Origin of the sequence: Ensifer sp. ENS03 (genome assembly GCF_014852035.1) — a bacterium.
GTDB classification, from domain to species: domain Bacteria; phylum Pseudomonadota; class Alphaproteobacteria; order Rhizobiales; family Rhizobiaceae; genus Ensifer; species Ensifer adhaerens.
Window position 1 is genome coordinate 346,635 of record NZ_JACVAV010000008.1, and the last position, 11,727, is coordinate 358,361.

The window sequence follows — 11,727 nt, forward strand, 5'->3', positions numbered from 1 at the left end:
CACTCCGCTTGATACCGTTTGCGCCACCTCAAACCGGAAAAGCGGCTGCCGTCAAACAAATTCGAACGCTCAATTGACATTTGACACACTATGCTGTCATTTGTTTATGTTCCGTTGTGACGGACGATCGAGAACGGAATCGCGCTTGAGCACGCGGCCGCGGATGTGGCCGCATGGGCAGGCGAGACCGCGGCAGACAGGATCGGACCCGCGCCTCTTCGACGCGGCCCGCGCCAGACGCCGATCCCAAATTTCCCAAGCGGCCTTTCCCGTCAGCCTCCTGTGGCTCGGTGGGCATGGTCCCGCCATGTCATTTTTGTCCGGAGCCGTCGCAGGTGATGTCTGCCGGAAGCTGAGGAGCCTTTGCATGAAATCGAGATGGTCTGAAACCGAATATGCCAGTGTCGTCGACGCCTACGTCCGCAACGGCGTCAACCGCGACCTGGCGATCCGCACCTACACCACGCGCCTGCTCGGATCCGATCCGGAACTGGTGCTGCACGGCGGCGGAAACACGTCGGTGAAGACCACCTTTACCGATCTCGACGGTTCGGAAATTCCGGTTCTTTGCGTCAAGGGAAGCGGCTGGGACATGGGCACGATCGAACCGGCAGGACTGCCGGCCGTCCGCCTGCAGCCGCTGCAGGCGATGGTCGGTTTCCAGACGCTTAGCGACGACGACATGGTCATGCTGCAGCGCCGGTTGCTGCTCGATCCAGCGGCGCCCAATCCTTCTGTCGAAGCGATCCTGCACGCCAACCTGCCGTTCAAGCACATCGACCACACCCATGCCAACGCGATCGTGTCGCTGACCAACCAGCCGCACGGGGAAGATATCGTTCGCGAACTCTTCCCCAAGGCGATCATCGTTCCCTATGTCATGCCCGGCTTCGATCTCGCAAAAGCCTGCGACGAGGCCTTCCGCGCCGATCCGACCGCCGACGGCATGATCCTGCTGAAGCACGGCATCTTCACCTGGTCGGAGGATCCGCGCGAAGCCTATGAAAAGATGATCGCGGCGATCGACATGGCCGAGCGCCGCATTGCCAAAGGCAATCCGCGCCCGTTCGTTCAGGCAAAGCAACCGGCAGCGATTGCGTCGGCCGCCGAAATCGCCCCGATCCTGCGGGGCGCCGTCGCCATCGACACCGGTGTCGAAGGCTCTCCGAAGCGCTTCGTGCTCGAACACCGCGCGAGCGAGACCGTGCTCGCGTTCTGCAACGCAGAAAACGCTGCCGATCTCGCGCGCCGCGGCAATGCGACGCCGGAACATGTCATCCACATCAAGCGCTTCGGACTGGCCCTGCCGGCGCCGGTTACCGGAGAAATGGCCACCTGGGCAGAGACGGTGCGCACGGCGGTGGCGGATTACATCGCCGAATACCGCGCCTACTTCGAGCGCAACAACGCGCGTGTTGGCGGCAACAAGAAGATGCTCGACCCGATGCCCCGCGTCTTCTACGTCGCCGGCGTCGGCCTCTTCGCAGCAGGTCCCAGCAAGAAGGCGGCACGCGTCGGCGCCGATGTCGCGGAAGCCACGATCAACGTCATCCGCAACGCCGAGGGCATCGAGAGCTTCGAGGCGCTGTCGGAACAGGATCTCTTCGACATCGAATACTGGTCGCTTGAGCAGGTGAAACTGGCGAAGCAGGTGGAAAAGCCGCTCAGCCGACAGGTCGCGGTGGTGACCGGTGGCGCCGGCGGCCTTGGCCTTGCGATTGCCGAGGCGCTGCGTGCGGAAGGCGCCGAAATCGCCCTCGTCGATCTTGCCGAAGCGGCGGTCAAGAAGGAGGCCGCCCGGCTTGGCGGCCTTGGCGTCGCCTGCGACGTGACCAACCCCAAGGCCGTTGAAGCCGCTCTCGCCGGCGTTACCGAACATTTCGGCGGTGTCGACATCGTCATTTCGAACGCCGGCGCTGCCTTCCAGGGCGCCATGATCGAGGTCTCCGACGAACTCTTCGAGAAAGCCTTCGCGCTCAATTTCTGGGGGCATCACTACATTGCCCGGACTGCGACCAGGATCATGAAGGCGCAACGCACCGGCGGCGCGCTGGTGTTCAACGTCTCCAAGCAGGCGGTCAATCCCGGCCCCAACTTCGGTCCCTATGGCACCTCGAAGGCGGCGCTGATGGCGCTGATGCGGCAATACGCCGTCGAGCATGGCGCGGACGGCATCACTTCGAACGCCGTCAACGCCGATCGCATCCGCACCGGTCTCATGACCGACCAGATGGTCGAGGAGCGCAGCCGCGCCCGCGGCATCACACCGGAAGCCTACATGCGCGGCAATCTCGTTCATCGCGAAGTCGCAGCCAAGGATGTGGCCGAAGCCTTCGTGCACCTCGCCAAGGCACGCACGAGCACAGGCGCGGTCATCACCGTCGACGGCGGCAATGTCGCGGCGATGATGCGATAGCCAGATTGTGCGGCCGCGGTGAGCACCACCGCGGCCGTGCCCTGCGATATGAAGAGCATCGGCTCGACCTGCCGATTGTGTCGCCGTGGCGAAGAAAGTTCGACAACGCGACGGCCTAAGCCAACGGACAGCGAAGGTCTACCTGACGAGCTGGCGCCTGGGCTCCTAGATCCCGGAGCCGTCCAGTTCCTGTTCGTCCTCGCCTTCCCAGGGCAGGGGCATCGCGGCGCGATCGAGATTTGCCATGGGCATCGGCATCCAACACTTCAGCTCAGGCTCGGCATACTCGATGATGCGACCGGGCGAGGAATCGGAGGCGCGCCAGCCTTCGGACCCAAACTGATCACCCTTCGACCAATAGGCGAGATCGACTTCCGCGGCGCCTTGTTCGGACGGGCGGATCGTGACGAGGATCCGGCTCCCGTTTTTCGGCGCGCTTGCCATATGACGCCAGTGGTCCGCCTCAGCCATCATTTACCTCCTGCCTTGCTGCACCTCGCAAGTGTCGCCTCGGCGCTTAAAACGGTCAACTCATTGTTTGCGTGGGCGAGGGGAGGAGGCAAGGCCAAGCGACAGACCTAGGCAAGCGCGGAACCGGGCTGGGTAATAGATGAGCGGGATGATCAGGTCTTCCTCGTCGTCCAAATGACGAATCCGAACTCGGACGCGGAAACCTGGCCGGCGAGGCTGTCGACCGCCGGCCGGCTTCGCCCGCAGTTCCCGAAATAGCGTCGGCGCCAGCAAACTTTACGGGATGGCGATGACCGCTTCGATCTCCACCTTCGCGCCCTTCGGCAGAGCGCTGACCTCGTAGCAGGCGCGTGCCGGGAACGGCTTGGTGAAGAAGCCCGCATAAACCTTGTTGATCTCCGCGAACTGTCCGAGGTCGGTGAGCAGAACCGTGGTCTTGACGGTGTTGGAAAGGGTCGTGCCCGCTGCGGTCGCAATAGCCCCAAGGTTCTTGAGGCACTGCTCGGCCTGCGCGATCGCGTCGTCCGAGTTGAACTCTCCGGTGGCCGGATCGATCGGAAGCTGACCGGAAACGAACAGGAGGTTGCCGACCTTGATTGCCTGTGAGAAGGGACCGACGGCACCCGGCGCGTCGGTGGTGTGGATTTCCTGGATCATGATCCGTCTCCGAGATTCGTGGTTGATTGGAACACGCTTATGCGTAGCGGGCGATCGCGAGATCGGTGGCGTCGATTTCCGGCTGGCGTCCGCTGACGAGATCAGCGATGACGCGGGCCGAACCGGAACTCATCGTCCAGCCGAGCGTACCGTGGCCGGTGTTGAGATAGAGGCCGGCGACCTTCGTCGGGCCGATCACAGGCGTGCCATCCGGCGTCATTGGGCGAAGCCCCGACCAGAAGCTTGCCTTCGACACGTCGCCACCCGGGAAGAGATCGGTGACGGAGTGCTGGAGCGTCAGGCGGCGAGGCTCGCCGAGATCGTTGGTATAACCGGAGATTTCCGCCATGCCGCCGACGCGGATGCGATCGCCAAGCCTGGTGATGGCGATCTTGAAGGTTTCGTCCATAACGGTCGATTCCGGCGCGCGCGAAGCGTCGGTGATCGGGATCGTCAATGAGTAGCCCTTGACCGGATAGACCGGCAGACGGATGTCATGCGGCCTGACGAGGAGAGGGGAGAAGCTGCCGAGCGCCACGACGACGGCGTCGGCCTTGAGCGTGCCATGCGCCGTGACGACGCCCTTGATCCGGCCGCCTTCCACGTCGAGGCTGCGGATGATGCTGCCGTAGTTGAAGCGCACGCCGAGCGCTTCCGCTTTTTTCGCAAGTTCGTTGCTGAACTTGAAGCAGTCGCCGGTCTCGTCCTTCGGCGTCAGCAGGCCGCCGACGATCTTTTCGCGCACATGTTTTAGCGCCGGCTCGACGCGAATGCAGCCGTCGCGGTCCAGAACTTCGTAGGGAATACCGTCGGCGGCGAGCGCCTTGACGTCTTTGCCGGAGGCGTCGAGCTGGGCTTGGGTGCGGAAGAGCTGCAGCGTTCCCTGCATGCGCTCGTCATAGGCGATGCCGGTTTCAGCGCGCAGCGCGCCGAGCGAGATGCGGCTGTAGTCGGCAAGCCTGAGCATGCGGCTCTTGTTGATCGCGTAGCGCCCGGACGTGCAGTTCGAGAGCATCTTGATCATCCAGGAGATCATGGCGGCATCGACCTTGGGTCGAAGGATGAGCGGCGCGTGCTCCATGAACAGCCATTTCATCGCCTTCATCGGAATCCCGGGTGCTGCCCAGGGCGAACAGTAGCCGAAGGAAACCTCGCCGGCATTGGCAAAGCTCGTCTCCAGCGCCGGTCCGGGCTGGCGATCGATGACGGTGACCTCATGTCCGCTCTTGGCAAGCTGGTAGGCCGAGGTGACGCCGACGATGCCGGCGCCGAGAACGATAACTTTCATGATGTCCTCAAAAGGAAAGGAAGCTCAGCGATACTGCCGTTCGTAGCGATGCCCGAGACCGGTCAGGATTTCGTAGGAGATGGTGCCGGCATCGCGTGCGATGTCTTCGAGTGTCTGGTTGGGGCCGAGGACCTCCACCAGGCTGCCGAGTTGCAGGCGCCCCTCCGGCAAGGCGGAGATGTCGATGGTGATGCTGTCCATCGACACCCGGCCGACGATCGGCAAGCGAACACCGTCGCAATAGACCGCACCCCGATCGCTCAGGCTGCGCGGCAGGCCGTCGGCATAGCCGGCAGCAATGGTGGCAAGCCGGGTCGGGCTTGCGGCGACATGGCTGCCGCCATAACCGACGCGCGCTCCGGTCGGCACTTCACGCGTCTGTACCACCGCAACATCGAGCTTGATGACCGGCTCCATCGGGTTTGGATGACCATCCGTCGGAGCACCGCCATAGAGTGCAATCCCTGGCCGAACGAGCACGCCGTGATAGGCTTCGCCGAGGAAAATGCCGCCCGAGTTGGCGAAGCACAGTTCGTATTCCGGAAACTCCGTGGCGATGCGTCGGAGTTCGGCAAGCTGGTTGCCGTTCTGCTCGCTCAAGACATCGTCGGCAGAGGCCAGGTGGCTCATGACAAACTGGATGTCGATCATGCCGCAGGTCCGCAGCATCGATGCGATCGCCGGTCGTTCCTGCGGCGGGACACCGAGCCGCGACATGCCTGTGTCGAACTGCAGCGCCGCGGGAAGGCGACGGTTGAGGTTTACAGCCGCACCGGCCCATTGCCGCAATTGTTCGAGGGAATTGATGACTGGAACGATGCCATCGTCGGCGCAGGCGAGCTCATTGCCCGGCTGCAGGCCATTCAGAACGAAGATCATCGCATCGCGGGCAAGCTGAGGTCGCAGGCGCCGAGCTTCCACGAAATGGGCCACGAAGAAGTGCCGGCAGCCATGGTCATAGAGGCGCGCTGCGACCCGGTCCGCGCCAAGCCCATAGGCATCCGCCTTGACGACTGCTGCGGCCCGCGCCGGCGCAATTTCAGACACAAGCCGGTCGTAGTTGCGAACCAGCGCCACAAGATCGATCGTGAGGTAGCCTGAGGCGCCGCCCTTGATCGCTTTCTGCTGCGTATTTTCCCTGACTGCGCCGTCCATGGCCGAGCCTCCCAACTTGTCCGGAGGGTAGTGAAACGATCGCAGAATTGTCGACGAATTGTCGATTGATCGTTGCGCGGATTCGTGATCTTTGAATGAAACAGCGAAGAATTGGAATAATCTGCAATGCCCGCGCTCGACACCATAGACCGCAATATCCTTCGGCTGCTGCGCCTGGACGCGCGCCGGAGCAATGCCAGCCTCGCGACCGAGGTCGGGCTCTCGCCATCCGCTTGTCTAAGGCGGATAAAATTGATGGAACAGTCCGGCGTCATCCGCGGCTATACCGCCCTGGTGGACACCTCGAACGTCGAGGCCAGCATTGCCGTTATCATCAACATCACGCTGGACCGCCAGACGGAGGACTATCTCGACCGGTTCGAGGCGGCTGTACGAAGACATCCCGAGTTGCGGGAGTGTTTTTTGATGACCGGTGGATCGGACTATCTCCTGCGCGTCGAAGTCGCCAATGCCGGCGAGTTCGAACGCATCCACAAGGAGATTCTCTCGGCTTTACCGGGGGTCTCCCGGATCCATTCGAGCTTTGCGATCCGCAACGTGCTCGCGACACGTCCCAAGGCGCGTCGATAGGCTGCAGTGTCAGAACCCCGGCGGCCGCCCCTAGCAGAGCAGGAGGGCGACAGGCATCAAGGCGAGGAGGCGGGCAAGTCCATCGGCCGCAAGTCGGTCGCGCACGCTGTGGGTGGTTGGCGATTTGTATCTCGCCCGGGACAATTGTACATCCAGCGTTCATATATGAAACAGAACGAATATTCCGAAGGCGGAAATTTGCGAATTCTGCATTCTATTTTCTCTTGCAGGTTCGTTATCGTTCGTTTTTAATCAGCGCACTTTCGCTGCGAAAGTCAGGCGCGACTGATTGAGGAGGATCAACGCGACTGAGCACCGAGACTTGTCGTCTCAATATTGGGAGGAACCGCCATGAGAGTTTTGAAATGGACGCTTGCGGCCACATCTGCAATCTCGATCTTCGCCGCCTCGAACGCCTTCGCGGCAACGGAGCTTGCCTGGTGGCACGCGATGACGGGCGCCAACAACGAAACCGTTGAAAGGCTTGCCAAGGAATTCAATGAAAGCCAGTCGGAGTACAAGATTGTCCCCGTGTTCAAGGGCACCTATGGCGAGACCCTGAACGCGGGTATCGCCGCGTTCCGCTCCAAGCAGGCTCCCGCCATCCTGCAGGTGTTCGACGCCGGCAGTGGCGTGATGCTGGGCGCGGAAGGTGCCGTGGTCCCCGTGGCGGAGGTGCTTAAGAAGGGCGGCTACGAGTTCAATAAGGACCAGTATCTGCCGGGCATCGTCGCCTACTATTCCAAGGCTGACGGGACTATGTTGTCCTTCCCCTTCAACTCGTCGTCCCCGATTCTCTATTTCAACAAGGACGCCTTTACGAAGGCTGGTATCGATACGGCCAAGCCGCCGGCCACCTGGCCCGAGGTCTTCGAAGCGGCAAAGAAGATCAAGGCGAGCGGCGCGGCAAATTGCGGCTTCACCTCGACCTGGCTGACCTGGATCCAGACCGAAAACTTCTCGGCCTGGAACAATGTGCCCTACGGCACGAACGAAAACGGGCTTGCCGGGCTCGAAGTGGAACTGAAGATCGACGCGCCGCTCTTCGTCGACCACTTCCAGTCGATCGCCGACCTCGCCAAGGACGGCACTTTCCGTTACGGCGGTCGCACCTCGGAAGCCAAGCAGCTGTTCATGTCGGGCGAGTGCGCGATCCTGACGGAATCCTCCGGTGGCCTCGGCGACATCGTCAAGTCGGGCATCAACTATGGTGTCGGCGAGCTTCCCTACTATGAGGGCCATGGCCCGCAGAACACCATCCCGGGTGGCGCAAGCCTCTGGGTCTTCGCCGGCAAGAGCGATGGCGAATACAAGGGCGTGGCCGAGTTCTTCCATTTCCTCTCGAAAACGGAAACTCAGGCCCAGCTTCACCAGGTTTCGGGCTACCTGCCGGTCACACTTGCAGCCTATGAGGAAACCAAGAAGTCCGGCTTCTATGAAAAGAACCCGGGCCGCGAGACGCCGATCAAGCAGATGATGGGCAAGGCGCCGACCGAAAACTCCAAGGGCGTTCGCCTCGTCAACCTTCCGCAGGTTCGCGACATCCTCAACGAAGAGTTCGAAGCGATGCTTGCCGGCCAGAAGGATGCCAAGACCGCGCTCAGCGAAGGTGTCGTGAAAGCAAACGCAGCGATCAAGACTGCAGTCGGAAACTGACCTCCAAAACGAAATGTCCGCATCGCCGAAAGGCGGTGCGGACCGGTCTTTGATGGGGAGGGGAGTCCATGCAGTCCGTCGTGTTTCCAAACAAGGTGCTGCCGTATCTTCTGCTGGCACCTCAGATCGTCTTGACGGTCATCTTCTTTTTTTGGCCCGCCAGCCAGGCGCTCTACCAATCGGTGCTGCGCGAGGATCCGTTCGGCCTTAAATCCGGCTTCGTCGGTCTCGCCAACTTCCGGGCAATCCTTGCCAACCCGGACTATCTGCATTCGCTAAAGGTCACCGTGGCCTTCAGCCTTGCGACCGCGCTGCTGTCGATGGCGCTCGCGCTGCTGCTCGCCACGGCGGCCGACCGGGTGGTGCGCGGGCGCAACGTCTATCGCACGCTGCTAATCTGGCCCTATGCGGTTGCCCCGGCTGTTGCCGGCATGCTGTGGCTGTTCATGTTCAACCCTGCAATGGGCACCTTCTCTTACATTCTGCGCCGCAATGGCTTCGCTTGGGATCCGCTGCTCAACGGCAACCAGGCGATGTTTCTGGTGATCGTGGCGGCAGCCTGGAAGCAGATCAGCTACAACTTCCTCTTCTTCGTCGCCGGCCTGCAGGCGATCCCGAAGTCGCTGATCGAAGCGGCAGCCATCGATGGTGCCCGTGGCACCAAACGGTTCTGGACCATCGTCTTCCCGTTGCTTGCGCCGACGACGTTCTTCCTGCTCGTCGTCAACACCGTCTACGCCTTCTTCGACACCTTCGGCATCATTCACGCGGTCACAGGCGGAGGCCCCGCCAAGGCCACGGAGACGCTCGTTTACAAGGTCTATAACGACGGCTTCGTCAATCTCGACCTCGGCAGTTCGGCAGCCCAGTCGGTGATCCTGATGATCATCGTCATTGCGCTGACGGCGTTCCAGTTCCGCTTCGTCGAGAAGCGGGTCCACTATTCGTGAGGCGCAGATGATCGAGAACCGTCCCATATCAACTGCGATCAGCCACCTGATACTCGTCATCGGGATCATCATCGTCGCGCTGCCGATCTACTATACCTTCGTCGCCTCGAGCCATAGCTCGATCGAAATCGTGCGGCCGCCCATGTCGCTGGTGGTCGGAGACCACCTCGTCGAGAACTATCGGGAGGCGATCGGCGGCGGCGTCGAGCGTGTCGTCGGCGTCAGCCTCGAGCGGCTGTTGTTCAATTCGACGGTCGTGGCGATCGCGATCGCTGTCGGCAAGATCGTTATCTCCTTCCTGTCGGCCTTTGCGATCGTGTTCTTCCGCTTTCCGCTGAAGATGCTGTTCTTCTGGATGATCTTCATCACCCTGATGCTGCCGGTCGAGGTGCGCATCCTGCCGACCTACAAGGTGATCGTCGATCTCGGCTTGATCGACACCTATGCGGGGCTGACGCTGCCGCTGATGGCGTCGGCAACGGCGACGTTCCTCTTTCGCCAGTTCTTCCTGACGATACCAGGGGAGCTGGTGGAGGCCGCGCGCATCGACAATGCCGGTCCGTTTCGCTTCATGAAGGATATCCTGCTGCCGCTCTCGGCAACGAACATCGCGGCGCTCTTCGTTATCCTCTTCATCTATGGCTGGACCCAGTATCTCTGGCCGCTGCTCGTCACCAATGACGCGAAGATGAACACGATCATCATCGGGCTCCGGCGGATGATCGATTTTACCGACGCCTCGACGCCTTGGAACTATGTGATGGTGACGGCGATCCTTGCGATCATCCCGCCGATCCTCGTGGTCGTGCTGATGCAGCGCTGGTTTGTCAAAGGTCTTGTGGAGACAGAAAAGTAATGGCTGAAATTACCCTGAATGACGTCCGCAAGACCTATGGCACGGTGGAAGCGATCAAGGGCGTTTCGCTCGAGATCAAGGACGGAGAGTTTGTCGTTCTTGTCGGGCCGTCCGGCTGCGGCAAGTCCACGCTGTTGCGCATGATCGCCGGGCTCGAGAACATCAGCGGCGGAGATATCCTGATTGGCGGGCGTCGGGTCAACGACGTCGAGCCGGCGGAGCGCGACATTGCGATGGTCTTCCAGAACTACGCGCTTTATCCGCACATGACGGTGCGCCAGAATCTTGCCTATGGGCTCAAGAACCGAAAGACACCGCCGGCCGAGATCGACCAGCGCATTGCCACGGCCGCAAGGACGCTTGAGATCGAGCCCTATCTCGACCGCAAACCACGGCAGCTTTCGGGCGGCCAGCGCCAGCGCGTTGCCATGGGGCGGGCAATCGTTCGCCAACCCGCCGCGTTTCTGTTCGACGAACCGCTCTCGAACCTCGATGCCAAGCTGCGCGGGCAGATGCGCATCGAAATCAAGCGGTTGCAGCGCTCGCTCGCAACGACGAGCGTCTATGTCACGCATGATCAGATGGAAGCGATGACGCTTGCCGACCGGCTTGTCGTCGTCAGCGCCGGCCGCATAGAGCAGGTCGGCACGCCACTGGAGCTTTACGAGAAGCCCGCGACCACCTTCGTCGCCACCTTTATCGGCTCGCCCTCGATGAACCTGCTGCACGGCAAGGACATGTCGGCGGGCTGGTCGCTTGCCGCGGATGTGACCAGGCCGACTGGCGATTACACGCTAGGCGTCCGTCCGGAAGATATTTCGCCGATGTCAGCCGATGCTCCAGCGCGAGCCTTCGAAGCGACGGTGCGCATCGACGGCATCGAGTTGGTCGGCGCCGAAAGCCTCATACACGGTCGCCTCCAGAACGGCGACGAGTTGGTCTTTCGCGTTTCCGGGCGCGCGCGCAACGAGATCGGTGACGAGGTGAAGGTCGGGGCGAGCACCGAAGCGCTCCACATGTTTGATGGCAGTGGGAACCGGCATGGATGATAGCCGGAAGGTCAGGGGAAGGGTTCCGGCGGAACTTCCTGCCCACCCTTAAAGATCGGCGAGAGCTATCCGGCGCTGAGTAGCGGGAGCCCGATTTGCGCCAGCCTGGTCGATAGCCAGTCTTCCAGAATACGATCAACGTGATCGGCGCCGGGCCTTCGGAGTTTGATCGCAGCAGATTTAGTTTGCCGCGCCTCGGATCAAGAAGCCGAAGGTGTCATGTGAGCGGCCTCGAGTTGCCAAGCGCGGCAAGACGAGTGTGCGCCAACAGTCGGCATGTTTTCTTCGGCGAAACGGTGTTGCGGGTTTTCAAGGTCGAAGCCCCGATGCTCCAGCCCAAGAATGCAGCAGTCACCGTCCGGCTGGATTGTCCAGTGCAGCTCGAAATCAGCAAACGTGTAGACCAGCGTCTTGCCGGGATCGACCTCGATGACACGGCACGGAACCGCTAAAGCGGCCCGAATGGGTGTTTGCAAGTTAGTTCCATAATGTATGTTATGCGACTTAAATCTGTAGCCGCAAAGTTAAAGTGTCCTGATCCTGCAAAGTTGGAATGTCACTCTCCCCGGGTTTTGATGACCTGGGAGGTTGCGGATGGGATTGATTGCGATGAGCGAGCGCGATCTGCAACGGATTGA

Annotated in this window: 11 protein-coding genes; 6 read left to right on the forward strand and 5 right to left on the reverse strand. The window is 61.4% G+C overall.

Translation table 11 applies throughout. From position 1 onward, the window contains the following. Nucleotides 1-367: 367 nt before the first annotated feature. Nucleotides 368-2,416, forward strand: a complete 2,049-nt coding sequence (locus IB263_RS25535) for a bifunctional aldolase/short-chain dehydrogenase (protein ID WP_060521177.1) — start codon at nucleotides 368-370, stop codon at nucleotides 2,414-2,416. A gap of 165 nt (nucleotides 2,417-2,581) precedes the next feature. Here the strand turns inward: IB263_RS25535 and IB263_RS25540 are convergent, their stop codons facing one another. From IB263_RS25540 to alr, 4 genes are all read right to left on the reverse strand, one after another. Beyond that, nucleotides 2,582-2,887 (reverse strand): hypothetical protein, encoded by a 306-nt coding sequence (locus tag IB263_RS25540; RefSeq protein ID WP_034790383.1) that lies wholly within the window; start codon nucleotides 2,885-2,887, stop codon nucleotides 2,582-2,584. Nucleotides 2,888-3,163: 276 nt separating this feature from the next. Further along, entirely contained in the window at nucleotides 3,164-3,544 is a 381-nt protein-coding gene (locus IB263_RS25545) for a RidA family protein (RefSeq protein ID WP_034790381.1), read from the reverse strand. Between the two features lie 37 nt (nucleotides 3,545-3,581). Next, nucleotides 3,582-4,832: a D-amino acid dehydrogenase gene (locus IB263_RS25550; RefSeq protein WP_060521178.1), complete on the reverse strand. Its 1,251-nt coding sequence runs from the start codon at nucleotides 4,830-4,832 to the stop codon at nucleotides 3,582-3,584. Nucleotides 4,833-4,856: 24 nt separating this feature from the next. Beyond that, entirely contained in the window at nucleotides 4,857-5,987 is a 1,131-nt protein-coding gene (gene alr, locus IB263_RS25555) for an alanine racemase (protein WP_060521179.1), read from the reverse strand. 126 nt (nucleotides 5,988-6,113) lie between these two features. On the opposite strand from alr, the gene IB263_RS25560 reads away from it, so the two are divergent. The 5 genes from IB263_RS25560 (at nucleotide 6,114) to IB263_RS25580 (ending at nucleotide 11,089) form a co-directional block, all read left to right on the forward strand. After that, nucleotides 6,114-6,578 (forward strand): Lrp/AsnC family transcriptional regulator, encoded by a 465-nt coding sequence (locus tag IB263_RS25560; RefSeq protein WP_034790372.1) that lies wholly within the window; start codon nucleotides 6,114-6,116, stop codon nucleotides 6,576-6,578. A gap of 351 nt (nucleotides 6,579-6,929) precedes the next feature. Then, a complete protein-coding gene (ugpB, locus tag IB263_RS25565) occupies nucleotides 6,930-8,234 on the forward strand; it encodes a sn-glycerol-3-phosphate ABC transporter substrate-binding protein UgpB (RefSeq protein ID WP_060521180.1) in 1,305 nt (434 codons plus the stop codon). A gap of 68 nt (nucleotides 8,235-8,302) precedes the next feature. Beyond that, complete coding sequence (gene ugpA, locus IB263_RS25570; protein WP_034790369.1) at nucleotides 8,303-9,184, forward strand: sn-glycerol-3-phosphate ABC transporter permease UgpA; 882 nt, start codon at nucleotides 8,303-8,305, stop codon at nucleotides 9,182-9,184. Nucleotides 9,185-9,191: 7 nt separating this feature from the next. Then, entirely contained in the window at nucleotides 9,192-10,040 is an 849-nt protein-coding gene (gene ugpE / locus IB263_RS25575) for a sn-glycerol-3-phosphate ABC transporter permease UgpE (RefSeq protein ID WP_060521181.1), read from the forward strand. Further along, nucleotides 10,040-11,089: a sn-glycerol-3-phosphate import ATP-binding protein UgpC gene (locus IB263_RS25580; protein WP_034790367.1), complete on the forward strand. Its 1,050-nt coding sequence runs from the start codon at nucleotides 10,040-10,042 to the stop codon at nucleotides 11,087-11,089. Before ugpE ends, IB263_RS25580 begins: the two co-directional genes overlap by 1 nt. A 200-nt stretch (nucleotides 11,090-11,289) precedes the next feature. Here the strand turns inward: IB263_RS25580 and IB263_RS25585 are convergent, their stop codons facing one another. Then, nucleotides 11,290-11,565, reverse strand: coding sequence for a hypothetical protein (locus IB263_RS25585; RefSeq protein ID WP_127890105.1), 276 nt, complete (start codon nucleotides 11,563-11,565; stop codon nucleotides 11,290-11,292). Nucleotides 11,566-11,727: the final 162 nt, after the last annotated feature.